The sequence below is a fragment of the Micromonospora sp. NPDC048930 genome (assembly GCF_043197935.1).
In the GTDB taxonomy this organism is placed as follows: Bacteria; Actinomycetota; Actinomycetes; order Mycobacteriales; family Micromonosporaceae; genus Micromonospora.
In genome coordinates this window covers 145,690-168,529 of record NZ_JBICUB010000008.1, presented here as the reverse complement: position 1 = coordinate 168,529, position 22,840 = coordinate 145,690, and the positions used below count along the sequence as shown (strand labels likewise).

At 73.7% G+C, this 22,840-nt stretch carries 20 protein-coding genes; 11 read left to right on the top strand and 9 right to left on the bottom strand.

All coding sequences use genetic code 11. The annotated features are described in order from the left end of the window. The first annotated feature begins 86 nt into the window (after positions 1–86). The 10 genes from clpS (at position 87) to rdgB (ending at position 7,913) form a co-directional block, all read left to right on the top strand. On the top strand, positions 87–377 hold the full coding sequence (clpS, locus tag ACGFI9_RS22265; RefSeq protein ID WP_111242404.1) for an ATP-dependent Clp protease adapter ClpS: 291 nt from the start codon (positions 87–89) through the stop codon (positions 375–377). A gap of 61 nt (positions 378–438) precedes the next feature. After that, a complete protein-coding gene (locus ACGFI9_RS22260; protein WP_393180772.1) occupies positions 439–936 on the top strand; it encodes a DUF2017 domain-containing protein in 498 nt (165 codons plus the stop codon). Positions 937–991: 55 nt separating this feature from the next. Beyond that, complete coding sequence (locus tag ACGFI9_RS22255) at positions 992–1,480, top strand: Mov34/MPN/PAD-1 family protein (protein WP_393180494.1); 489 nt, start codon at positions 992–994, stop codon at positions 1,478–1,480. A 72-nt stretch (positions 1,481–1,552) separates the two neighbouring features. Then, a complete protein-coding gene (locus ACGFI9_RS22250) occupies positions 1,553–1,927 on the top strand; it encodes a MoaD family protein (RefSeq protein WP_393180492.1) in 375 nt (124 codons plus the stop codon). Positions 1,928–1,939: 12 nt separating this feature from the next. After that, the gene (locus ACGFI9_RS22245; protein ID WP_393180490.1) at positions 1,940–2,905 is read left to right on the top strand and encodes a PLP-dependent cysteine synthase family protein; all 966 of its coding nucleotides are present in this window, start codon (positions 1,940–1,942) and stop codon (positions 2,903–2,905) included. A 225-nt stretch (positions 2,906–3,130) separates the two neighbouring features. Then, positions 3,131–3,877 carry an MBL fold metallo-hydrolase gene (locus ACGFI9_RS22240; protein WP_393180488.1) on the top strand — a complete coding sequence of 249 codons (747 nt, stop codon included), beginning with the start codon at positions 3,131–3,133 and terminating at the stop codon, positions 3,875–3,877. Positions 3,878–3,970: 93 nt separating this feature from the next. Continuing rightward, positions 3,971–5,113, top strand: a complete 1,143-nt coding sequence (locus ACGFI9_RS22235; protein WP_393180487.1) for a glycosyltransferase family 4 protein — start codon at positions 3,971–3,973, stop codon at positions 5,111–5,113. Beyond that, complete coding sequence (locus ACGFI9_RS22230; protein WP_393180486.1) at positions 5,110–6,273, top strand: glycosyltransferase; 1,164 nt, start codon at positions 5,110–5,112, stop codon at positions 6,271–6,273. Before ACGFI9_RS22235 ends, ACGFI9_RS22230 begins: the two co-directional genes overlap by 4 nt. 297 nt (positions 6,274–6,570) lie before the next feature. After that, on the top strand, positions 6,571–7,299 hold the full coding sequence (gene rph / locus ACGFI9_RS22225; protein ID WP_393180485.1) for a ribonuclease PH: 729 nt from the start codon (positions 6,571–6,573) through the stop codon (positions 7,297–7,299). Continuing rightward, positions 7,296–7,913, top strand: a complete 618-nt coding sequence (rdgB, locus tag ACGFI9_RS22220) for an RdgB/HAM1 family non-canonical purine NTP pyrophosphatase (RefSeq protein ID WP_393180483.1) — start codon at positions 7,296–7,298, stop codon at positions 7,911–7,913. The genes rph and rdgB overlap by 4 nt, the downstream gene beginning before the upstream one ends. A gap of 124 nt (positions 7,914–8,037) precedes the next feature. Here rdgB and ACGFI9_RS22215 read toward each other — a convergent pair whose 3' ends face one another. From ACGFI9_RS22215 to ACGFI9_RS22185, 7 genes are read right to left on the bottom strand one after another with little or no spacing between them, the layout of a single operon-like run. Continuing rightward, complete coding sequence (locus ACGFI9_RS22215; RefSeq protein WP_393180481.1) at positions 8,038–9,306, bottom strand: DUF6891 domain-containing protein; 1,269 nt, start codon at positions 9,304–9,306, stop codon at positions 8,038–8,040. Positions 9,307–9,346: 40 nt separating this feature from the next. After that, the gene (hutH, locus tag ACGFI9_RS22210; RefSeq protein ID WP_393180479.1) at positions 9,347–10,885 is read right to left on the bottom strand and encodes a histidine ammonia-lyase; all 1,539 of its coding nucleotides are present in this window, start codon (positions 10,883–10,885) and stop codon (positions 9,347–9,349) included. Continuing rightward, positions 10,873–12,051: an imidazolonepropionase gene (gene hutI / locus ACGFI9_RS22205; protein ID WP_393180478.1), complete on the bottom strand. Its 1,179-nt coding sequence runs from the start codon at positions 12,049–12,051 to the stop codon at positions 10,873–10,875. Before hutI ends, hutH begins: the two co-directional genes overlap by 13 nt. Continuing rightward, positions 12,048–13,403, bottom strand: coding sequence for a formimidoylglutamate deiminase (locus tag ACGFI9_RS22200; protein WP_393180770.1), 1,356 nt, complete (start codon positions 13,401–13,403; stop codon positions 12,048–12,050). Before ACGFI9_RS22200 ends, hutI begins: the two co-directional genes overlap by 4 nt. After that, positions 13,400–14,599 carry an allantoate amidohydrolase gene (locus ACGFI9_RS22195; protein ID WP_393180476.1) on the bottom strand — a complete coding sequence of 400 codons (1,200 nt, stop codon included), beginning with the start codon at positions 14,597–14,599 and terminating at the stop codon, positions 13,400–13,402. The genes ACGFI9_RS22200 and ACGFI9_RS22195 overlap by 4 nt, the downstream gene beginning before the upstream one ends. After that, complete coding sequence (hutU, locus tag ACGFI9_RS22190) at positions 14,596–16,251, bottom strand: urocanate hydratase (RefSeq protein ID WP_393180474.1); 1,656 nt, start codon at positions 16,249–16,251, stop codon at positions 14,596–14,598. The genes ACGFI9_RS22195 and hutU overlap by 4 nt, the downstream gene beginning before the upstream one ends. 12 nt (positions 16,252–16,263) lie before the next feature. Further along, positions 16,264–17,112 carry a MurR/RpiR family transcriptional regulator gene (locus tag ACGFI9_RS22185; protein WP_393180472.1) on the bottom strand — a complete coding sequence of 283 codons (849 nt, stop codon included), beginning with the start codon at positions 17,110–17,112 and terminating at the stop codon, positions 16,264–16,266. Between the two features lie 162 nt (positions 17,113–17,274). Here ACGFI9_RS22185 and ACGFI9_RS22180 point away from each other — a divergent pair, with 162 nt between their 5' ends. Further along, positions 17,275–19,206, top strand: a complete 1,932-nt coding sequence (locus tag ACGFI9_RS22180; protein WP_393180470.1) for a trypsin-like peptidase domain-containing protein — start codon at positions 17,275–17,277, stop codon at positions 19,204–19,206. A 12-nt stretch (positions 19,207–19,218) separates the two neighbouring features. Here the strand turns inward: ACGFI9_RS22180 and ACGFI9_RS22175 are convergent, their stop codons facing one another. Both ACGFI9_RS22175 and ACGFI9_RS22170 read right to left on the bottom strand, forming a co-directional pair. Beyond that, positions 19,219–21,327, bottom strand: a complete 2,109-nt coding sequence (locus tag ACGFI9_RS22175) for an acyltransferase family protein (RefSeq protein ID WP_393180468.1) — start codon at positions 21,325–21,327, stop codon at positions 19,219–19,221. 85 nt (positions 21,328–21,412) lie between these two features. Beyond that, positions 21,413–22,762 carry an O-antigen ligase family protein gene (locus ACGFI9_RS22170; RefSeq protein WP_393180466.1) on the bottom strand — a complete coding sequence of 450 codons (1,350 nt, stop codon included), beginning with the start codon at positions 22,760–22,762 and terminating at the stop codon, positions 21,413–21,415. Between the last annotated feature and the right edge of the window lie 78 nt (positions 22,763–22,840).

Sequence of the window (22,840 nt, the reverse complement as noted above, 5' to 3'; positions counted from 1 at the left end):
CGCCGTACGCGGCCCGGGAGGGTGATCCGGGCCGGGGCGGCGTTCCGGTTCATCGGTTCCCCGGATCCGGTGGCACGATGGGGGGCATGGCGGCTCCACAGGTTGCACCGGTCGAGACGCCGGACACCGACGAGGTGCCGGCGTCCGACCGGCCGTGGGTGACGATCGTCTGGGACGATCCGGTCAACCTCATGACGTACGTGACCTGGGTGTTCCAGAAGCTCTTCGGGTACAGCCGGGAGAAGGCCGAGCAGTTGATGCTGGACGTGCACCACAAGGGCAAGGCGGTGGTCTCCAGCGGGGCCCGGGAGCGGATGGAGCACGACGCCTCGCAGCTGCACGCGTACGGGCTCTGGGCGACGGTGGACCGGTCGTGAGCGCGAGGAGTGAGCCGGGGTCGCGAGCCCCGCAGTCGCGAACAGGGATGGTGCCGTGAGCATGTTCCGTCGTCACGGCGACCGCTACGTGGCCACCTTCGCGGTGGACGAGGTGCGGGTGCTGCGCAAGGTGGCCTCCGAGGTGGTCGGCCTGCTCACCGACGGCTTCGACCACGGTGACCCGGTGGTCGGCCGACTCTTCCCCGAGGTCTACCCGGAGGACGCGGCGAGCACCGCCGAGTTCCGTCGCTACACCGAGGGCGACCTCAAGACCGCCAAGATCGACCAGGCCGGCGCGATCCTCGCCGCGCTGCCCGACGGCGAGGTCGGCGGCGAGGTGCGCCTCGACGCCGAGGCCGCCGAGGCGTGGCTGCGCGCGCTCAACGACGCACGGCTGGCGATGGGGGTCCGGCTGGAGATCAAGGACGGCACCGATCTGGGCGAGGAGCTCGACGACGCGGTCGCCGAGGACCCCACCTCGTCGCGAGTGTTCCAACTGTCGGTCTACGCGTATCTCGGATATCTGCAGGAGTCCCTGCTCAACGCCCTGATCGACTGACTCGTGACGGTCACCACCTCGCCACCCGAGAGCCCCGGGCGCTAGGCTGGTCCGCGTGCTGAGCATCGACCGGTCGATCATCGACGCGATCGTGGCCCACGCGCGTCGGGACCACCCGGACGAGGCGTGCGGCGTGGTCGCCGGTCCCGCCGGCAGCGACACCCCGATCCGGCACATCCCGATGGAGAACGCCGCCCGCTCCATGACGTTCTACGAGTTCGACTCGATGGAACAGTTGCGGGTCTGGCGGGAGATGGACGACCGCGACGAGGAGCCGGTCGTCATCTACCACTCGCACACCGCGACGGAGGCGTACCCGTCCCGCACGGACATCTCCTTCGCCGGTGAGCCGGGAGCGCACTACCTGCTCGTCTCGACCCGTGAGCCCGACACGGAGGAGATCCGCTCCTTCCGCATCGTCGACGGCGTGGTCACCGAGGAGCCGGTCAAGATCGTGGATGCCGCCGTGGACCCGCACGCCGTCCAGTCCTACATGTTCGGGCAGAGCCCGGCGACGGTCGACTACGAGTGTTCCGACCGCTGATCCCTCCAGCGTCGGCACACCTTTTCTTTCTCCCGTCACCTGGCACGACCCGAACAAGGAGCACGAGACACCATGGCCATCGAGGTTCGCATCCCCACCATCCTGCGCAGCTACACCGGCGGCGCGAAGGTCGTCGAGGGCACCGGCGACACGCTCGCCGACCTGCTCACCGACCTGGACTCCCGGCACGGCGGCCTGAAGGGCCGCCTGGTCACCGACGCCGGCGCCCTGCACCGGTTCGTCAACGTCTACGTCAACGACGAGGACGTCCGCTTCCTCGGCGCGCTCGACGCCAAGCTCAACGACGGTGACAGCGTCACCATCCTGCCGGCCGTGGCCGGTGGCGCCTTCGGCTTCGCCGCGGCAGCGGCGATCGCGCAGCACAGTGCGGCCGCAGCGGCGATCGCGCAGCACGGTGCCGGTGCGGCGCGCGTAGCGCGCCGCTGAGAGCGGGTCGCCATGGCGCGGTACGAGAGCCTGCTCGACGCGTGCGGCGGCACGCCCCTGATCGGGTTGCCCCGCCTCTCGCCGACGGTGCCCGAGGGGGCGCCGCCGGTGCGGCTCTGGGCGAAGCTGGAGGACCGGAACCCGACCGGCAGCATCAAGGACCGGGCGGCGCTGTTCATGGTCCGCGCGGCCGAGGCGGCCGGCCAGCTCCGCCCGGGTGACACCATCCTGGAGCCGACCAGCGGCAACACCGGCATCTCGCTGGCCATGGTGGCCAAGCTGCGCGGCTACCGGCTGGTCTGCGTGATGCCGGAGAACGTCTCCACCGAGCGGGTCCAGCTGCTCCGGATGTACGGCGCGGAGATCATCTTCTCGCCGGCCGCCGGCGGCTCGAACCAGGCCGTCGCCACCGCCAAGCAGATCGCCGCCGAGCACCCCGACTGGGTGATGCTCTACCAGTACGGCAACGAGGCGAACGCCCGGGCCCACTACGAGACGACCGGGCCGGAGCTGCTGCACGACCTGCCGACGATCACCCACTTCGTGGCCGGGCTGGGCACCACCGGCACCCTGATGGGCACCGGGCGCTACCTGCGGGAGAAGGTCGAGGGCATCCAGATCGTCGCCGCCGAGCCGCGCTACGGCGAGCTGGTCTACGGCCTGCGCAACATCGACGAGGGGTACGTTCCCGAGCTCTACGACGCCGGGGTGCTCTCCCGGCGCTTCTCCGTGGGCACCCGGGACGCGGTGCTGCGTACCCGGCAGCTCGTCGAGGTGGAGGGGATCTTCGCCGGCTTCTCGACCGGGGCGATCCTGCACGCGGCCCTGGCGGTGGCGCACGAGGCGGTCAAGGCCGGCCGCCGCGCCGACGTCGCGTTCGTGGTGGCCGACGGCGGCTGGAAGTACCTCTCGACCGGGGCGTACGGCGGCACCCTCGCGGACGCCGAGGACGCCCTGGAGGGGCAGCTCTGGGCCTGACGGCCGGCGGTTCGGGTCGGTCGGCGGGACGTCCGTCGGCCGGCCCGACCTTCTTGTCCGAACCGGACGCGTACGGGTGTCACGTTGATGACAACTTCCGGTAGATGATTCTTGCCCGACCGGGCCGGCGCGTAGGCTGCGCAGCGTGGCGTGCGCGTCGGTAGAGATCATCGGCGGAGCGACTGCCGGCGTGTCGACTACGTACGGTGATATCGAGGCGACCGGATGCGACTGACCGTCCTCGGCTGCGCGGGTAGCTTCCCCGGCCCCGAGTCCCCCTGCTCCGCCTATCTGGTGGAGGCGGAGGGCTTCCGACTCCTGATCGATTTCGGTTCGGGGGCGCTCTCCACCCTCCAGCGGTACGTCGGGCTGCACGCCCCGGACGCCATCCTCCTCACCCACCTGCACTGCGACCACATGCTCGACGCGGTGTCGTACGTCGTGGTGCGGCGGTACGCCCCGGACGGCCCGTACCCACCCCTGCCGGTGTACGCCCCGTCCGGCGCGCCGGACCGGATCGCCGCCGCGTACGGGCAGGAGGACAGCACGGTCGAGGACGTCTACCAGTTCTACGGCCTCCAGCCCGGCACCTTCCCGATCGGCCCGTTCACGGTGACCGTCGACCGGATGAACCACCCGGTCGAGACGTACGGCGTGCGGCTGGAGCAGGGCGGCCGGGTGTTCTGCTACTCGTCGGACACCGCCCCCTGCGACGCGCTCCTGCGCCTGGCCCAGGGCGCCGACCTCTTCCTCTGCGAGGCCAGCTACCTCGACGGCGTGGAGAACCCGCCCGACCTGCACCTGACCGGCCGGGAGGCCGGCGAGTACGCGACCAAGGCGGGGGTGGGCCGGCTGCTGCTCACCCACCTGGTGGCCGCCTGGGGCAGCGAGGCGCACACCGTGGAGGCGGCGGCCGGGGCGTACGCCGGCCCGCTGGACGTGGTTCGGCCCGGCGCCTGCTACGACGTCTGACCCACGGCGGCGGCGCGGCGCGTTGCCGTAGTGTTCGCCGCCGCGTCAGCGGCCGGTCGCCTGGCGCACCCGTGCGGACCGCACCCTCGGGCCATGCGGATCGCCATCGTGACCGAGTCGTTCCCGCCGGACGTGAACGGCGTGGCGCACTCCGTCGTCCAGACCGCGGAACACCTGCTGGCGCGCGGCCACGAACCGCTGGTCATCGCGCCCGCCCCGGCCGGCGGGCGGCGTCGCGCCACCGACCGGCACCCGTACCCGGTGGTGCGCATCCCCAGCGTGCCGCTGCCCCGGTACCGGGGTTTCCGGCTCGGCGTACCGACCAGCAGGCTGGCCGCCACGCTGCTCGGCCACCGGCCGGACGTGGTGCACCTCGCCAGCCCGTTCATCCTCGGCGCGGCGGGCGCCACCCTGGCCGCCCGGCACGGGCTGCCGGCCGTCGCGGTCTACCAGACCGACGTCGCCTCCTACGCGCGGGCGTACCGGGTGGGCTGGGGCGAGGCGGCGGCCTGGCGCCGGCTGCGCGGCATCCACAACTCGGCGCAGCGTACCCTTGCGCCCTCGACCCGGGCGGCGGCCGACCTGATCGCCAACGGAATCCAACGGATCTGGCTGTGGCGGCGCGGTGTGGACGCGGACCGCTTCCACCCGGCCCGGCGCAGCGAGGAACTCCGCCGCACGCTGGCGCCCGGCGGCGAACTCCTCGTCGGGTACGTGGGGCGGCTTGCTCCGGAGAAGCGGGTCGACCTGCTGGCCGCGGTCGCCGGGCTGCCCGGCGTCCGGGTGGTGGTGGCCGGCGACGGCCCCGCCCGCCCGCAGCTCGAACGGGCCCTGCCCGGCGTGCGGTTCCTCGGCGTTCAGCACGGCGAGGCGCTGGCCCGGCTCTACGCTAGCCTCGACGTCTTCGTCCACACCGGTCCCCACGAGACGTTCGGGCAGACCCTCCAGGAGGCCGCCGCCAGCGGAGTGCCGGTGGTTGCCCCGGCCAGCGGCGGCCCGGTCGACCTGGTCCAGTCGGGCGTCACCGGCCTGCTGGTGCCGCCCGGCGACGGGGCGGCGCTCGCCGCCGCCGTGGCGGAACTCGCCGCCGACCCTGCCCGCCGCGCCGGCTACGGGCTGGCCGCCCGGGTGGCGGTGAGCCGGCGCAGCTGGAGCGCGGTGGGGGACGAACTGATCGGGCACTACGCGGCGGTGCGGACCGGTACCCCGGCGCCGGGCCTGCCGGCGTGGGGATGACCGGCCGTCCGGCCCGCATCGTGCGGGTGGCGAACTTCGTGACCGGCCGCTCCGGCGGGCTGCGTACCGCGCTGCGCCACCTCGGTGCGGGCTACCTCGCCGCCGGCCACGAACCGGTGCTGGTGATCCCCGGCGCCCGGTACGGCGACACCCGGCGGCCGTGGGGCCGCGAGATCACCCTGCCCGGGCCGGTGCTGCCCGGCAGCGGCGGCTACCGGCTGCTGACCGATCGGGGGCGCCTGGCCGGGGTGCTCGCCGACCTGGCCCCCGACCGGCTCGAGGTGTCCGACCGCAGCACCCTGCGCTGGACCGGCCGGTGGGCCCGGGCGCACCGGGTGCCCTCGGTGATGGTCTCGCACGAGAGCCTGACCGGGCTGCTCGGGCAGTGGCGGCTGCCGGCCGCCGCAGCCCGCCGGATCGCCGACCGGTTGAACCGGGAGACCCTGCGCGACCACGACCGGGTCGTCTGCACCACCGGCTGGGCCGCCGAGGAGTTCGCCCGGCTGGGCGGCCCGGGCGTCGACCTGGTGCCCCTCGGCGTGAACCTGGCCACCTTCCACCCCCGCCGCGCCGACCCGATGCTGCGCGAGCGGTACGCCGACCACAGCGAGGTGCTGCTGGTGCACTGCGCCCGGCTGTCGATGGAGAAGCGGCCCGACCTGGCGGTGGGTGCCCTGGTCCGGCTGCGCCGGGCCGGCGTGCCCGCGGTGCTGGTGATGGTGGGGGACGGGCCGCTGCGGCCCACGCTGGCCCGGCGGGCCGCCGGCCTGCCGGTGCACTTCACCGGCTTCCTGCCCGACCGGACCGCCCTCGCGGTCCTGCTCGCCTCGGCGGACGTGGTGCTGGCGCCCGGGCCGGTGGAGACCTTCGGCCTGGCCGGGCTGGAGGCGCTGGCCTGCGGCACCCCGGTGGTGGCCAACGCGGCCAGCGCCCTGCCGGAGGTGATCGGACCGGGCGGACTCGCCGCCTACGGCACCCCGTCGGCGCTCGCCGCGGCCGTCGTCCGGCTGCTGGAACGGCCGGAGGCGGTACGGCGCGCGGCGGCCCGCGGCCGGGCCGAGCAGTTCGGCTGGCCCGCCGCCGTCGCCGGTTTCCTCCGGGCGCACGGCCTGGAGTCGGAAGCGCGCGACGGGACAGCCGAGCCGATGACCGCGCCCTGAGATCGCCCGGTTGACCGACCCTCTTCCGGCGACCCCGACCCGTACCCGCGGGTCGGGCCCCCTGAGGTGCCGCCCGGCGGGGGCCTGACCGGAGGTTTCGCCGGCGGTCTGCCCCGCCGGCGACCTGGTCTCCGGCACCCTTTGCTCTGCAGCCACGCACGCAGCACCCGCCGCGTGGCCAGCTGTTGCGTCCGTGGCTGCAGAGCAAAGGCGGCGTCGACCCACCCCGTCGGACGCCGCCGCCGGCTTCCGGGCACCCCGGGACGGTCCGATCGGCGCACCGCATAAGGTGCAGGCATGGCGCGACCTGACGGGCGGCGGCCCGACCAACTCCGACCGGTGACCCTGACCCGGGGCTGGAGCACCCACCCGGAGGGCTCCGTCCTCGTCGAGTTCGGCGCGACCCGGGTGCTCTGCACGGCGAGCGTGACCGAGGGGGTGCCCCGCTGGCGGAAGGGCTCCGGCCTCGGCTGGGTGACCGCCGAGTACGCGATGCTGCCCCGGGCCACGAACACTCGCTCGGACCGGGAGAGCGTGAAGGGGAAGATCGGTGGGCGTACCCACGAGATCTCCCGGCTGATCGGCCGCAGCCTGCGCGCCTGCGTCGACCTGAAGGCCCTCGGCGAGAACTCGATCGTGCTCGACTGCGACGTGCTCCAGGCCGACGGGGGCACCCGGACCGCCGCCATCACCGGCGCGTACGTGGCGCTGTACGACGCGGTGACCTGGCTCGCCGAGCGCAAGTCGCTCGCCGGCAAGGTGGAGAAGGTGATGCACCGGTCGGTGGCGGCGGTCAGCGTCGGCATCATCGCCGGCGAGCCGCGGCTGGACCTCTGCTACGCGGAGGACGTCGCGGCCGAGGTCGACATGAACGTGGTCTGCACCGGGACCGGCGACTTCGTCGAGGTGCAGGGGACGGGCGAGGCCGGCGTCTTCGCCCGCGACCAGCTCGACGCCCTGCTCGACCTGGGCGTGGCGGGCTGTCTGGAACTGGCCGACGCGCAGCGGAAGGCGCTCACCTCATGAACAAGGTCCTCCTCGCCACCCGGAACCGGAAGAAGCTCGTCGAGCTGCAGCGGATCCTCGACGGCGCGCTCGGCGCGCACCGGATCGCCCTGCTCGGCCTCGACGACGTCGAGGAGTACCCGGAGCTGCCGGAGACCGGCCTCACCTTCGGCGAGAACGCCCTGATCAAGGCGCGGGAGGGCTGCCGGCGTACCGGCCTGCCGACCATCGCCGACGACTCCGGGCTGGCCGTGGACGCGCTCAACGGCATGCCGGGCGTGTTCAGCGCCCGCTGGGCCGGCCGGCACGGCAACGACCGGGCCAACCTCCAACTGGTGCTGGACCAGGTCGCCGACGTGCCGGACGAGCACCGGGGTGCCGCCTTCGTCTGCACCGTGGCGCTGGTGCTGCCCAGCGGCAAGGAGCACCTGGTCGACGGCCGCCAGTCGGGCCGGCTGCTGCGCGCGCCGCGCGGCGAGGGCGGCTTCGGGTACGACCCGATCTTCCTCGGCGACGGCCAGGAGCGGACCAACGCGGAACTGACCCCGGAGGAGAAGGACGCGGTCAGCCACCGCGGCAAGGCCCTGCGCGAGCTGGCCAAGCTCGCCGCGAAGGTGCTGCCGCCGGCCGCCTGACCACCCGCCGCCCGCCACGGTCACGCCCCGATCGCTGGCGGGCGGGCGACTCGACACGCCGTCGGACGGGTGGCTGAGCCGTCAGCCATCGAGGCACCATCCCCGGCCGGGCGAGGACGCCCGGTCAGCGCAGATTCATCGTGGTCAGCTCGCCGCCCAACTCGCGCACGGCCACCCGGTCCTCGACGGCCAGCACCGTCAGCACCCGTTCCACCTCGGCCAGGGTGGCGAAGCGGCCCACCACCAGGCCCGCCTCGGTGTCCAGCTCCTCCACCCAGAGGCCCTTGGGCTCCCAGGTGGTCTGCACGCAACCGCCCGACCGACCGACACAGGTGAGGAAGTCGTAGCTGAGCGGGCGCATCGCCCGCACCAGGGCCAGCACCTCCGCCAGGTCCACCGGCACCGCCCGGTCCGACCAGCCGGCCTGATCCCCGGTCACCTCCAGGAAGCCGACCGGGGCGGGCGCCGGCACGCCGCCCGGGGGCAGTCCGCACAGCCGCCGGACCAGCGCCAACCCGTCGTGCCGGCCCACCGTCAGCTCCGGCACCCCCGGATCGGCGTACGTCCCGACCAGGGTGTCACCGGCACGGCGCACCTCCACCGACCGGCCCTCCCAGCTCAGGCGCATCCGGACGGCGCCGGGCAGCCACGGCAGGTGCAGGGCCGCGATCCGGCCGGCCGGTACCGAACCCTCCGCGGGGGCGTGCACCCCGGTCCACTCGCCGAGCAACTCCACGTCGACCTCGACGTCCTCGTCCACCGGCGTCGGTACGGCGGCGAGCCGGCCGACCCGGCGCCGCCGCCAGCGCAGCGGAACGTGGATCCGGCTGGCCACGTCACCGTCCCAGTGCACGGTCAGCCCCTGGGCCCGCAGCGCCGCCGCCACCTCCTCGCCGACTTCCGCCGAGGGCGGCTGCTCGAACAGCCCGTACGCGACGTACACCCCGGCGCCCTCAACACCGTGCTCGGCGTCCTGCTGGTGGTAGAAGGCGTAGCCGCGCGGCTCCACGCCGCGCGGCACGTCGGCACCGATCTCACCCAGCCCGCAGTTCTGGCAGCAGGTGAAGTTCTCCCGGGCCACGATCCCGGCGGCGGTGAGCGCCCGGAAGGCGGCGGTGAGCCGGTCGCTGTCGGTCACCTCCGGCCAGCTCTCCTGCGCGGCCAGGTGCGCGGTCAGCTCCTCGGCCACCACCGGCCAGGCCAGCTCGGCGAGCCGGTCCGGCTCGGCCCGGCCGTGCAGGTACTCCACCGTCTCGGCCACGATGGCCGCCGCCGGCCGCTCGGCCAGCGCCACCTGCCGGCGGACGAAGGCCCGCAGCTCGGTGCGGGTCCGCTCGCCGCCGGTGGCGGTGTCGGCAGGGGCCGGGGCGGTCCCGGCTTCGTCGTCAGTCACGGCGGCGAACGCTAGCAGCCCCGGCCGACAGCGCCACCGCTCAGGCCAGCGGGCCGACCTCCCGTTCGATCGCCGCGCGCAGCTCGGGGCCGCCCAGCACTTCCCGCGCGGCCTCCATGAGCGGGGCGAGGAACACGTCGGGGCCCGGCTCGCCGGCGGCGGCGCCGAGCGCGGCCAGCGCGGCCCGGCCGGCCGGGGACGGGTTCAGCGGGGCGCGCAGCTGGAGCCCGCGTACGGCGGCCAGCAGTTCCACCGCGAGCAGGCTGGTCAGGTTGTCCAGCACGGTCCGCAGCTTCTTGGCCGCGGCCCAGCCCATCGAGACGTGGTCCTCCTGCATGCCGCTGGTGGGCAGCGAGTCGACCGAGGCGGGGGCGGCCAGCCGCCGGTTCTCGGCGACGATCCCGGCCGCCGTGTACTGGGCGATCATCAGGCCCGAGTTGACGCCGGCGTCGGGGGAGAGGAACGCCGGCAGGTCCCGGGAGCGGGTGACGTCCAGCAGCCGGTCCACCCGGCGCTCGGCGATGGCGCCCACCTCGGCGGCGGCGATGGCCAGGTAGTCGGCGGCGAAGCCGAGCGGCGCACCGTGGAAGTTGCCGGTCGACTCGACCCGCCCGTCTGGCAGGACCACCGGGTTGTCCACCACGGAGAGCAGCTCCCGGCCGGCCACCACCTCGACGAAGTCGAGGGTGTCCCGGGCCGCGCCGGCCACCTGCGGCGCGCAGCGCATCGAGTACGCGTCCTGCACCGCGTGCGCCAGGTCGTCGCGGTGCGAGTCCATCACCGCCGAGTCCTGCAGCAGCCTGTGGATGTTCGCCGCCGACGCCGCCTGGCCGGGGTGCGGCCGGATCGCGTGCAGCTCGGGCAGGAACGGCCGCTCCGAGCCGAGCATCGCCTCGATGGCCAGCGCGGCCGTCACGTCGGCCATGGTGAACAGGTGCCGGGCGTCGTGGATCGCCAGCAGCAGCATGCCGAGCATGCCGTCGGTGCCGTTGATCAGCGCCAGCCCCTCCTTGGCGGCCAGCTCGACCGGCGCCAGCCCGACCCGGCGCAGCGCGTCCGCCGCCGGGATCCGGTCACCGGCCGGGCCGAGCACCCAGCCCTCGCCGAGCAGCACCAGCGCGCAGTGCGCGAGCGGGGCCAGATCGCCGGAGGCGCCCAGCGAGCCGTGCTCCGGCACCCACGGAGTGACCTCGTGGTTGAGCAGGTCCACCAGGGCCTCGGCGACGAGCGGCCGGACCCCGGAGCGGCCGAGGGCGAGCGAGCGGACCCGCAGCAGCATCATCGCCCGGACGACCTCGCGGGGCATCGGCGCGCCGACCCCGGCGGCGTGCGAGCGGATCAGCGCGTGCTGCAGCTCGGCCCGCCGCTCGGGCGCGACGAAGGTGTTGGCCAGCGCCCCGAAGCCGGTGGAGACGCCGTACACCGGGCGGCCGGCGGCCTCGATGCCGTCCACGATGGACCGGCTGGCCGCCATCGCCTCCACGGCGGCGGGGTCGAGGACGACCTTGGCGGTGCCGCGGGCCACGGCGAGCACGTCGGCGGGGGAGATCCCGGTGGGCTGGATGATCACTGTCGACATTGCGGCACTCCGTTGTGCAGAACCTGGCGGATCAGAGGAACCCCCGGCCGGTAGGCCAGGTGCAGGTGGGACGGGGCGTCGAGGATCATCAGGTCGGCCCGCGCGCCCCGCGCCAGCCGGCCCACGTCGGTGCGGCGCAGCGCCGCCGCCCCGCCGGCGGTCGCCGCCCACACGGCCTCCGCCGGGGTCATCCGCATCTCGCGTACGGCGAGGGCGATGCAGAACGGCATCGACGAGGTGTACGACGAGCCGGGGTTGCAGTCCGTGGCCAGCGCCACGGTGACGCTGGCGTCGAGCAGCCGGCGGGCGTCCGGGTACGGCGACCGGGTGGAGAACTCCGCCCCGGGCAGCAGGGTGGCCACCGTCTCCGAGCCGGCGAGCGCGTCGACGTCGGCGTCGGAGAGGTGGGTGCAGTGGTCCACGCTGGCCGCGCCCAGCTCCACCCCGAGCCGGACACCCGGCCCGGGACCGAGCTGGTTGGCGTGCACCCGCACGCCCAGCCCGACGGCCTGCCCGCAGGCGAGGATCGCCCGGGCGTGGTCCACGTCGAAGGCGCCCCGCTCGCAGAACACGTCGACCCAGCGGGCGTACGGGGCGGCGGCGGCCAGCATCGGCCCGCACACCATGCCCACGTAGTCGTCCGGGCGGTCGGCGTACTCGGCGGGCACCACGTGCGCGCCGAGGAACGTGGTGTCCTCGGTGAACTCGGCGGCGATCCGCAGCGAGCGGGCCTCGTCGGCGACGGTCAGCCCGTACCCGCTCTTGATCTCGATGGTGGTGGTGCCCTGCCGCATCGCCTCGCCGCGCAGCCGCCGTACGGTGGCCCGCAGCTCGTCGTCGGAGGCGGCGCGGGTGGCGCCGACGGTGGTCCGGATCCCGCCCCCGGTGTACGGCTCGCCGGCCATCCGGGCGGCGAACTCGGCGGCCCGGTCCCCGGCGAAGACCAGATGGGCGTGGCTGTCCACGAAACCGGGCAGCACGGCCGCGCCCCCGGCGTCGATCCGCCGGTCGGCGGCCGGGGCGTCCCGGGTCGGCCCGATCCAGGCCACCTGCCCGTCCTCGACCAGCAGGGCGACGTCGCGCCGGATGCCCAGTGGATCGCGCTCGCCCTCCCAGGGGGAGTTGGTGACCAGCTCCCCGATGTTGCCCACCAGCAGGCTGCTCACGAGCGGGTCACCTCCGTGATGGCGGCGTGCAGTTCGGCCGGCACGTCGACGGTCAGGTGGCGGCCCTCGGCGACCACCGTCCGCCCGTCGACCACCACGGTGGTCACGTCGGCGGCGGTGGCCGCGAAGAACGCGCCGACCGGCGGCACCCCGGCGGTCCGGGCGCTGTCCAGCCGTACCGTGACCAGGTCGGCCCGGTCGCCGACGGAGAGCCGGCCGGCGTCGCCCCAGCCGAGCGCAGCGTGCCCGCCGACGGTGGCGGCGGTGAGCAGCTCGGCGGCGGTGAAGTGGCCCCGCTGCCGGGTGCGCAGCCGCTCGTCCAACTCGACCGCGCGGGCCTCCTCGAAGAGGTCGACCACGGCGTGGCTGTCACTGCCGAGGCTCAGCGGGCTGCCCGCTTCGGCCATCCGCCGGACCGGTCCGAGCCCGTCGGCCAGGTCCCGCTCGGTGGTGGGGCAGAGGCAGACACCGGTCCGGCTCTCCCCGAGCAGGCTGATGTCGACGCTGGTCGGGTGGGTGGCGTGCACGGCCGTGGTGTGCCCGCCGAGCACCCCGTGGTCGGCCAGCAGCCGGGTCGGGGTGCAGCCGTGCACGGCCCGGCAGGCGTCGTTCTCGGCCGGCTGCTCCGACAGGTGCACGTGCAGCGGCACACCGGCGCGGTCGGCAAGGTTGGCCACGGTGGCGAGCTGCTCCGCCGGCACCGCGCGGACCGAGTGGATGGCAGCGCCTACCCGGACGTGGCCGTCCTCCGGGCGGAAGGCCGCTACCCGCTCCGCCCAGCGCAGCGCGTCCCCGTCGCCGAACCGCCGTTGCGGCCCGACCAGCGGCTCACCGTCGACGGTGGAGGTCAGGTAACAGGCGTCGAGCAGCGTGAGCCGGATCCCGGCGTGCGCGGCGGCCTCGACCAGCGCCGCCGACATCGCATTCGGATCGTCGTACGGCTTCCCGTCCGGCCCGTGGTGCAGGTAGTGGAACTCGCCCACGCAGGTGATCCCGGCGAGCGCCATCTCGGCGTACGCGGCCCGGGCCAGGGCCAGGTACGAGTCGGGGTCGAGCCGGGCCGCGACGGTGTACATCACGTCCCGCCAGCTCCAGAAGTCGCCCCGCCCGCCGTGGGTCCGGCCGCGCAGCGCCCGGTGGAAGGCGTGCGAGTGGGCGTTGGCCAGCCCCGGCAGGGTCAGCCCGGGCAGCCGGGTGGCGTCGCCGAGCACCTCGACCCCGGCGGCCGGCGCGCCGCCGCCGACCAGCGGCGTGACCGCCGTGATCCGGCCGTCCTCGGCCTCGATCAGCACGTCCGGGGTGGGCTCGGCGTGGTCGGGCAGCCAGGCGTACTCGGCCAGCCAGCGGGTCAGCGGCATGCCAGCTCCTCCAGCACCCGGGCCAGGGCGGTCACCCCGGCGGCGCAGTCGGCGTCGGTGGCGGACTCGGCCGGGGAGTGCGACACCCCGGTCGGGTTCCGGACGAACAGCATCGCGGTGGGCAGGTGCGCCGCCAGCACCCCGGCGTCGTGCCCCGCCCCGGTGGGCAGCACCGGCGCGTCCAGCAGCCGGGCCAGCCGGTCGGCCAGCCCGCCGTCGAACGCCACCAGCGGCGTCGCCGACTCCTGCGTGCAGGTCAGCTCGGTGCCGTCCCGCCGCGCCCGCTCGGCCGCCTTGGCGCGTACCGCCTCGACCAGGCCGTGCAGCGTGTCCGGCTCCGGCGCCCGGGCGTCCAGCCAGCCGGTCACCCGGGCCGGGATGGCGTTGGTGGCGTTCGGCTCCACCGCCACCCGGCCGACCGTGGCGTGCGCGTCGCGCAGCCGGGCCTCCTTGTTCGCCGCGAGCACGGTGAACGCGTACGTGAGCATCGGGTCGCGGCGGTCGGCCATCCGGGTCGTACCCGCGTGGTTGCCCTCGCCGTGGAAGTCGAACCGCCAGCGGCCGTGCGGCCAGATCGCGCTGGCCACCGCGACCTGCGCGGCTCGGTCGACCAGCGCACGGCCCTGCTCGACGTGCAGCTCCACGAAGGCCGCGAAGCGGCCGAGCAGGCCCGGGTCGGCGCCCGCCGGCCGGCCGCCCAGCGCCTCGGCGAAGCTCACCCCGTGCAGGTCGCGCAGCCCGGCCGCGCGGTCCACCTCGATCTCCCCGGTGAGCAGCCGCGACCCCAGGCAGGGTACGCCGAACCGGCCGCCCTCCTCCTCCACGAACGCGGCCACCGCCACCGGCCGGACCGGGGCGACGCCGGCCGCCCGGAGCTCGTCCACGGCGAGGAACGCGCTGACGATGCCGAGCGGACCGTCGTACGCCCCGCCGTGCGGCACCGAGTCGAAGTGACTGCCGGTCAGCACCGCCCGCCCGGCGGCCGGGTCGCCCCACCAGGCGAAGAGGTTGCCGTTGCCGTCCTCCTGCACCGGCATGCCGCGCTCGTCGGCCTGCTCCCGGAACCACGCCCGCAGGCGCAGCTCCGGCTCGGTCAGCGCGTAGCGCAGGTAGCCGCCGCTGCCCGCGTCCCGGCCCACCGGGGCGAGCTCGTCCCAGAGCTTCCGGAACCGGGCGGCCAGGTCCGTCACGCCGGGCCCTCGGCCATCGGGACGCGGACCCCGGTCCGCCGCGCCACCTCGCGGGCGTCGTCGTAACCGGCGTCCACGTGCCGGATCACACCCATCGCCGGGTCGTTGGTGAGCACCCGCTCGATCTTCTGCCCGGCCAGGGCGCTGCCGTCGGCGACGCAGACCTGACCGGCGTGGATGGACCGGCCGATGCCCACCCCACCGCCGTGGTGGATGGACACCCAGGACGCCCCGCTGGCCGTGTTGACCAGCGCGTTGAGCAGCGGCCAGTCGGCGATCGCGTCGGACCCGTCGGCCATCGCCTCGGTCTCCCGGTAGGGGCTGGCCACGCTGCCGCAGTCCAGGTGGTCCCGGCCGATCACCACCGGCGCGCTCAGCTCGCCCGAGGCGACCATCTCGTTGAACCGCACCCCGGCCTTGTCCCGCTCGCCGTAGCCGAGCCAGCAGATCCGCGCCGGCAGACCCTGGAAGGCGACCCGCTCGCCGGCCATCCGGATCCACCGGGCCAGGGACTCGTTCTCCGGGAACAGGTCGAGGATGGCCCGGTCGGTGGCGGCGATGTCCTTCGGGTCGCCGGAGAGCGCCGCCCACCGGAACGGGCCCTTGCCCTCGCAGAACAGCGGCCGGATGTACGCCGGCACGAAACCGGGGAAGTCGAACGCCCGCTCGTAGCCGCCGAGCTTCGCCTCGCCGCGGATCGAGTTGCCGTAGTCGAAGACCTCCGCGCCGGCGTCCAGGAAGCCGACCATCGCCGCGACGTGCCGGGCCATCGAGGCCCGCGCCCGGTCGGTGAACTCGGCCGGCTTCGCCGCCGCGTAGTCCCGGGCGTCCGCCAGCTCCACCCCCACCGGCAGGTACGCCAGCGGGTCGTGCGCACTGGTCTGGTCGGTCACGATGTCGATCTCGACGCCCCGGACCAGCAGTTCGGGGAAGACGACCGCCGCGTTGCCGACCACGCCGACGGAGAGCGCCCGCCGCTCCCGCTTCGCCGCGAGCACCCGCTCCACCGCGTCGTCCAGGTTGTCGGCGATCTCGTCCAGGTAGCGGTCGTGCATTCGCCGCTCCAGCCGGCTGCGGTCCACGTCCACGATCAGGCAGGCGCCGCCGTTCATGGTGACCGCCAGGGGCTGTGCCCCGCCCATGCCGCCGCAGCCGGCGGTGAGCGTCAGCGTGCCGGCCAGGCTGCCGCCGAACCGCTTGGCGGCGACCGCGGCGAACGTCTCGTAGGTGCCCTGGAGGATGCCCTGGGTGCCGATGTAGATCCACGAACCGGCGGTCATCTGCCCGTACATGGTCAGGCCGAGCGCCTCCAGGCGGCGGAACTCCGGCCAGGTGGCCCAGTCGCCGACCAGGTTGGAGTTGGCCAGCAGCACCCGGGGGGCCCACTCGTGGGTGCGCATGACGCCGACCGGGCGGCCGGACTGCACCAGCATGGTCTCGTCCTCGCGCAGCTCGGTGAGCGTCCGGACCAGCGCGTGGTACGACGGCCAGTCCCGGGCGGCCTTGCCGGTGCCGCCGTAGACCACCAGGTCATCGGGGCGCTCGGCCACCTCCGGGTCGAGGTTGTTCATCAGCATCCGCAGCGCGGCCTCCTGCGGCCACCCCTTCGCGGTGCGTGCGGTGCCGCGGGCGGCGCGGACGGGCTGGTGCATCTCGTACTCCTCTCAGCCGAGGAACAACTGGCGGCGGGCGGCGGACGACTCGAACGCCTCCAGCCGGGCCTGGGTCTCGGCCGGGGTGGCGTCACAGATCGCCTGGAGCACCACCATGGCCAGGGTCATCGGAGCGGTGTGCAGGTCGAAGACCAGGTCGGTGCCGACTGCGGCGGGCAGCACCACCTCGGCGTGGTCCGTGGCCGGGCTCACCGGGGAGTCGGTGATCGCCACGACGGTCAGCCCGAGGTCCCGGGCCTCGCGCAAGGCGTCCAGGGTCTCCCGGGGGTAGCGGGGCAGCACGAAGGCGAGCAGCGCGGTCGCCCCGGCCGCGGCGGCCTGTTCGAGCCGGTCGGCGAGGAGGCTGCCCCCGTCGTCGAGCACCCGCACGTCCGGGTGCACCTTGGCGGCGAAGTACGCGAAGTACGCGGCCAGCGGCGCGGCGGCGCGCAGCCCGAGCACCGGCAGCGGCCGGCTGGCCGCGAGCAGCTTCCCCACCTCGGCGATCCGCCCGGCGTCGGCGAGCTCGCCGGCCAGCCGGTCGAGGTTGCCCAGCTCCGCACGGACCGCCCGCTGGAGCGGGTTGTCCCCGTCGGCGGGCGGGGTGCCCCCGCCGGCGCCCAGCTCCCGCAGCCGGCGGCGCAGCGCCGGGTAGCCGTCGTGCCCGAGCGCCATCGCGAACCGGGTGACCGAGGGCTGGCTGACCCCGGCCAGCTCGGCGACCTCGGCCGCCGACAGGTACGCCGCCGCGCCCGCGTGCTGCACCAGGCAGTGCGCGATCCGGCGCTGGGTGGGGGTGAGCCGGACGCCGTGGAAGAGGTCGAGCAGGCGGTCGGGGGGTGCCGCACCGCTTTCATTCATGGGTGGACTCTATGCATGGAATCTTTCACAACGCAACCGCCGTCGCGGGCCTGGGCTCTCCAAGGTCGGGCCTGTCGGAGCGCTTTGTCCGGCGACCGGAGGAAGAACACCGTGGCACCCTCTCTGTACTATCCGCACGGCGGGTGAGCAGAGGAGTGGGGCATGCAGCCGGTTGGTCCGTACAGGTTCACCGAGGCGCTCGGCGTCTGCCAGGTGGGCACGGCGTGGTGGGCCATCGACGGACAGGACCGGCTGGTCACGGTGGCGGTGCTCGAGGGCGCTGCGGCAGCGGATCAGCCGTGGCGGGAGGCCTTCGCGAACGCAGCCAACGCCCTGGCGCTGACCGCGGGCGGGCTGCGCTACATCATCGCCGACTTCGCGGCCTCGACCCCGTGGGTGGCGTACCCCGCCGAGGAGGGGATGGGCGCACAGCGCCTGTTCCAGGCACTCGGCATGGAGCTTCAGCCCGCGGAGTCCGCTGCGGAGGTCCTGGTCCCGGAGACCGGGACGGTGGCCGAACCGCCCCAGCCGGTCTCCGCGGTGCCGATCTCCGGCACGCCCAGCCCCACCTCCGGGGTGCCGCTGCCGTGGGCGATGCACGCCCAGGTGGTGCCGCAGCAGGTGCAGCAGGTGTCGTCGCCGCCACGACAGGTGTCGCCCGCGGCGCCCGGGGTGGCCTCGGCGCCGCCCGCCGTCGGCGCCGACCAGACGCCGACCGCCCAGCTTCCCGCGATCGACGTACCGCCCCAGGATCCGTTCGCCTCACCGGTTCGCCGGATCAAGCCCTCCGAGCCGCCGGCGCCGCGTACCGGTCTCTGGGTCGCCCTCGCCGCGCTGCTCCTGGTGGCCGTCCTCGCTGGTGGAGCGGGTTTCTGGGCCATCTCGGCCGGGGGACCGGACGACCCTGGGCCGGCGCCGACGGTCGCGGCCACGGCCCTCCCCGCTGGGACCTCGCCCACCCCCGGGCTCAAGCCCTGGGCGCAGGCCGCGCCGCGTAGCCCGGAGGAACGCGCTCTCGCCACCGCGGGGCCCTCGATGGTCTTCATGGAGGCCATCATCACCGGCTACGTCCGCAACAAGAAGGACAACGCGCTGCTGCATCCCGAGCCGGTCACCCTGAGTCGCCGGTGCACCGGCGTCGTGGTCAATCACGACGGCCATGTCCTCACCAACACCCATTGCGTGCAACCCACCCCGGACACCCTGGTCGCCACGGCGCTCATCGCCGTGGCGAACGAGCTGGTCGGCAAGGGCACGCTGAAGGCCGGGGAGGTCAGCGCCTATACCCGGGCCCGAACGGCGACCGCCGTCGTCACTGGCCCCGAGCCCGGCACTGAACCCGAGACCAAGCTGTACGGGCAGTTGAACGCGGCCAAGGGCTACCTCACCGACAGCCCGGCGATCCCCGGCACCATCGTCCGGGCCCTCACCCTCGCCGAGGGCAACCTCACGCTCGTCAAGCTCGACCAGGCGAACCTTCCGGCCGCCGAGCTGAACGCCTCCGCCACGATCGCTCCGGACACCCCGCTGCTGGCCCTCGGGTACGGCACCACCGACACCAATTACCGCTCCGCCGCCTACACGGTGCTGTCCAAGCCGGTAAGCGTGACCGGGGTGGACAATCAGTTGTCGGTCTACCGCATCAGTGAGGACGTCGGACCCTACGCACGCGGGGGCATCGCCATCGACCTGCAGGGTCGGGTCGTCGGGATGCTCGACAACGACCCCGAGCACCCCGACAAGGGCAACAGCCTCGTGGTGCCGGTGTCAACGATGACCGGGCTGCTCAGCGCCGGCGGAACTGAGAACAGCCTCGGTGAGAGCGACAAGCTGTACCGGAGTGGTCTGGGCGCGTATTTCGCCGGCGACCAGTCGACGGCCGTCTCGCGTCTGAACGAGGTGGTGAAGGCCTCGCCGACGAACGTGCTGGCGCAGGCGTACCTCGATGCGGCGGTGTTCAGTGGGGGAACAGCCGGAGCATCCCTGCCCGGCTGGGCGCTGGCGCTGGTCGTTGCCGCCGGTGCGGTGCTGGCGGTCGCGATTGTCCTGCTGATCGTGCTGCTCATCAGGCGGCGCAGGACCAGCCTGTCCTAACCGACGCCCAGCTCAGTCCGTCGCGCTGTCGAGAATCGGTGCCAGGGCGCTGCGGAGCAGCGGCGCCAGCTTGCGGGCGTACTCCACGGTGATGTGGTTCGCGTCGCGTCGGACGATGACCCCGCCCACGAATATCGGGCACCGTCCGGCGACGCAGAACCAGTCCGTCGTGGGGATGTGCCATGAGCCCTTCCCGCTCCAGATGCGTTGCTCAGCCTTCGCGTACAACTGGTGTTCTGCCGAGGGCGTCGAGATGCAGTCTCTGGGTGCCGAGATCCGGGTGATGCACGTCTTCGGGTCCACGCCGACGGGTGGCGGCTGCAGTTCCACGACCTTCCCTGCTGCCGCCAGCCACTCATCTTCGGCGGTACGAGCGGCGCGCTCCCATTCCGGCAGCGAGGCATTCCCGCCGGTGACGGTGAACCGTTGACGGTAGGCGTTGCTCACGATCACCAGTTCGGGTTCGAGCGCCTTGATGAATGCCCGTACGGCCTCCTTGTGGCCCGGACAGGCTCGGGTGATGCGGTCGACGGGGGAGACGGTGTCCGACGCGAGGAAGGGGCAGCCGGCGTAGGTCAGGTCCTGGACCACCCACCCCATCGGCTCCAGGACGGCCCGCACCGAGGGCAGCCAGGCGGCCGCGATGGAGTCTCCGACCACAACAGCCAGCTTGCCGGGGCGAGGCCTCGTGACGGCACAGTCGTTGCCGTTCGGGACCGCCGGCTTGCATCCCCGCGCGTCCCCTTGGGTGAAGCCCAATTCGCCCAGTTCCCCTACGGAGGGGGCCAACAGCGGCCAGTCGGTGGCGTCGAGCGCCGCACGGATCTGCCCCGTCAACTCGTTCTCGGATGTGACCGTCTCCGCTTCCGCCGCACCGGGCGACGACGGCGAGCGGACGGTGACCGTGGCGACCGTGGCAACCGTCGCGGCCAACGCCACCAGAGCGGCGACCCACCGGACCGGCGCACCGCCTGTTCGTCGGTCCGGCCGGCCCGCGGCGCGTCTCTCCAACCACGACGACCTGCGGATCGGGTCCTCCACCAGGTGGTACGAGAGGACCGAGAGCACGGCCGTGGCGGCGAGAACGAGCAGCGGAACGGCGTACCCGCCCCCGGGCAGCGCAGCGCCGATCAGGACCAGCAGAGGGAAGTGCCACAGGTAGAGCGAGTAGGAGATGTCGCCGACGTACCGTACGGCTCGGTTGGTCAGGGGGACCATCAGCCGCTGGCCGCCCACACCTCCGGCGATGACCAGTGCCGCCGAGATCACCGACAGGAAGGCGCCCGGAACCGGGAAGGGGGTCTGCGCGGTGATGGTGAGGACCGAGACGACCAGGCCGGTCAGTCCCAGCCATTGGTATGCGGGACGTGCAGGTGCCGGGATGCGGGCCAGCAACGGCGCCGCCACGGCCAGTAGCGCGCCGACCCCCAGTTCCCAGGCACGGGAGAAGGTTGAGAAGTAGGCGACGGTCGGCTGATCCGAGACCTCCCGGATCGCGAACGCGATCGAGCCGAGGACGACGGTGCCCAGGACCGCGCCCACCGTCCACCGGGACCGGCTGCCCTGCCGCCCCCGCCGTGCGGCGAGGCCGAGCACCAGCAGGAGCAGCACCGGCCAGACGACGTAGAACTGCTCTTCCACCGACAACGACCAGTAGTGCCGTAGCGGCGAGACAGGCCCGTCGGTCTGCCAGTAGTCGGTGCCGACGAAGGCGAACCGCCAGTTGGCCGCGAAGAGCGCCGCCCACAGGGTGTCCCAGGCCGTCGACTGGACCCGCTCGCCGAGGAACAGCAGCGACGACGCCAGGTACGTGCACGCCAGGACCAGCACGGCCATGGGCACGATCCGGCGGATCCGCCGCCGGTAGAAGTCCGCGATGGAGATGCGCCCCGCCCGGTCGTGTTCCTTGAGCAGCAGGCCCGTAATCAGGAAGCCCGAGATGACGAAGAACACATCAACGCCGATGAACCCGCCGGCCGGCCGGTGGAAGACGTGTTCGAGGATCACCACCACGACCGCGAAGGCGCGGAGCCCCTGGACGTCCGGGCGATAGCCCGCGACAGGTGCCCCGCCCAGCCAGGGTGCGACTCGCTCACCCGGTGGCACGACGGTGGCAGCCACGATCGTTTGTCCTCCTTCTGCCGCCGGCCGGTCCGCCGGGAGAGCTCCGAAGTACCGGCGACGGTTGCCGCCGGGTCGGTTCGGCTCAGCCGTGGGAATAGGCGACGACCTGGCCGTCGTGTGGGCCGGTCAGCCGCGGGGTTTCGGCCAGCGGCTCCGGTCGGTCGGTCACGTCCGACGGCCCGCGTGCCGGCACCGTGGTGGGGGACGCGGAGGACGACCTGGTCAACATCAGCAGTACGGCGATCCAGGTCAATCCGTCCACCGACAACGGATTCCAGACGACCTCGGTGAACGAATAGATGACGAAGAGCACGACCGGTGCCTTCGCGGTGAAGGCTCGCCCGTCGTCGACTGCCCGGTGCAGCAGCGTGGCCAGCCAGAGACCGAACAGCGCCAGCGCCACCAGGCCACCGGAGAAGATGACCAGGACGTAGACGGAGTGGAAGAAGTGCTGCGGCGCCTCACCGATGTCCCGCAGGTGGTACCACTTCGAGACACCGGCGCCGACGAGCTCCTGGCCGGCGATGTACTCCCGGGCCGTCACCCAGATGTTGCCGCGGTTGCTCAGTGTCGTCCTTGTTGCGCTCCACGTCAGGTAGGCGGCGGCGGTCAGGGCACCGACGACCATGGCTACACAGAGGGTGAAGGGGATCTGCGGGAATGCCCGCCGCCGCTCGAGGACGAGCGCGCCGAGGACCCAGACGCCCACGGCGGCGAGGGCCAGGTAACTGGTCCGGGCGCCGGTCGCGACGATGATCAGGAGACAGAACGACGCCGCCGCCAGCAGTTCCCTCCGACGCATCGCGCAGACCGCGGCGACCAGGGTGAACGACGCGATCATGGCGACGTAGTTCTCGGAGCTGTAGAAGCTCTGGAACAACCCTCCCGCCAGCGAGCACTTCTCCAGCTTGCCGGTGGTGCAAGGGCGCCACGCGTGTGCGTACGCGGCGGTGGGGATCGTCAGCAGCACGAGGACGGCCAAACCGACGTAGGCGGTGGCCCGGGTGCCCAGTGCGGCGCCGGCCGACATCAGCCAGACCACGAGCAGCAGCAGCCCGGCCGCGACGTACGCCGGCAAGCGCGAGCCGTACAGGCCGGAGCCGGAGAAGGCGTCGACGCTGAAGCACCACACGAGCAGCGCTGCGGCCATCCCCAGGGAGACCCGCTGCCAGATGTCGGACGCCCCGCGCAACTGCCAGCGGCGGGTGACCACCAGCCAGGCGAGCAGGCCCAGCACCAGCACGCCGATGACGGCCGACGACTGCTCGCCGGCGAGCACCGGCGCCGCGTTCGCGAGCACCGCGAATCCGATGAGCGCGACGGCTGTCCCACTGCCGCCGAAGGAGGCGGCGACGACCCGTCGTGTGCGGAACAGCCAGACGGCCACCCCGAGTCCACCGGCGCTCAGCAGGACACCGAAGAGTGTTGTCACCTCAGACCCTCTCCGTCCGATGTGCCGGGCCACGTGCGGGGACCGGGTGGCGGGGACCGCCCGAAGGAAGCCCGGAGC

Excerpts from the sequence above, each read along its gene's own strand:
- clpS (WP_111242404.1), top strand. The coding sequence starts at position 87 with ATGGCGGCTCCACAGGTTGCACCGGTCGAGACGCCGGACACCGACGAG.
- ACGFI9_RS22260 (WP_393180772.1), top strand. The coding sequence starts at position 439 with ATGTTCCGTCGTCACGGCGACCGCTACGTGGCCACCTTCGCGGTGGAC.
- ACGFI9_RS22250 (WP_393180492.1), top strand. The coding sequence starts at position 1,553 with ATGGCCATCGAGGTTCGCATCCCCACCATCCTGCGCAGCTACACCGGC.
- ACGFI9_RS22245 (WP_393180490.1), top strand. The coding sequence starts at position 1,940 with ATGGCGCGGTACGAGAGCCTGCTCGACGCGTGCGGCGGCACGCCCCTG.
- ACGFI9_RS22240 (WP_393180488.1), top strand. The coding sequence starts at position 3,131 with ATGCGACTGACCGTCCTCGGCTGCGCGGGTAGCTTCCCCGGCCCCGAG.
- ACGFI9_RS22235 (WP_393180487.1), top strand. The coding sequence starts at position 3,971 with ATGCGGATCGCCATCGTGACCGAGTCGTTCCCGCCGGACGTGAACGGC.
- ACGFI9_RS22230 (WP_393180486.1), top strand. The coding sequence starts at position 5,110 with ATGACCGGCCGTCCGGCCCGCATCGTGCGGGTGGCGAACTTCGTGACC.
- rph (WP_393180485.1), top strand. The coding sequence starts at position 6,571 with ATGGCGCGACCTGACGGGCGGCGGCCCGACCAACTCCGACCGGTGACC.
- rdgB (WP_393180483.1), top strand. The coding sequence starts at position 7,296 with ATGAACAAGGTCCTCCTCGCCACCCGGAACCGGAAGAAGCTCGTCGAG.
- hutH (WP_393180479.1), bottom strand. The coding sequence starts at position 10,885 with ATGTCGACAGTGATCATCCAGCCCACCGGGATCTCCCCCGCCGACGTG.
- hutU (WP_393180474.1), bottom strand. The coding sequence starts at position 16,251 with ATGCACCAGCCCGTCCGCGCCGCCCGCGGCACCGCACGCACCGCGAAG.
- ACGFI9_RS22185 (WP_393180472.1), bottom strand. The coding sequence starts at position 17,112 with ATGAATGAAAGCGGTGCGGCACCCCCCGACCGCCTGCTCGACCTCTTC.
- ACGFI9_RS22180 (WP_393180470.1), top strand. The coding sequence starts at position 17,275 with ATGCAGCCGGTTGGTCCGTACAGGTTCACCGAGGCGCTCGGCGTCTGC.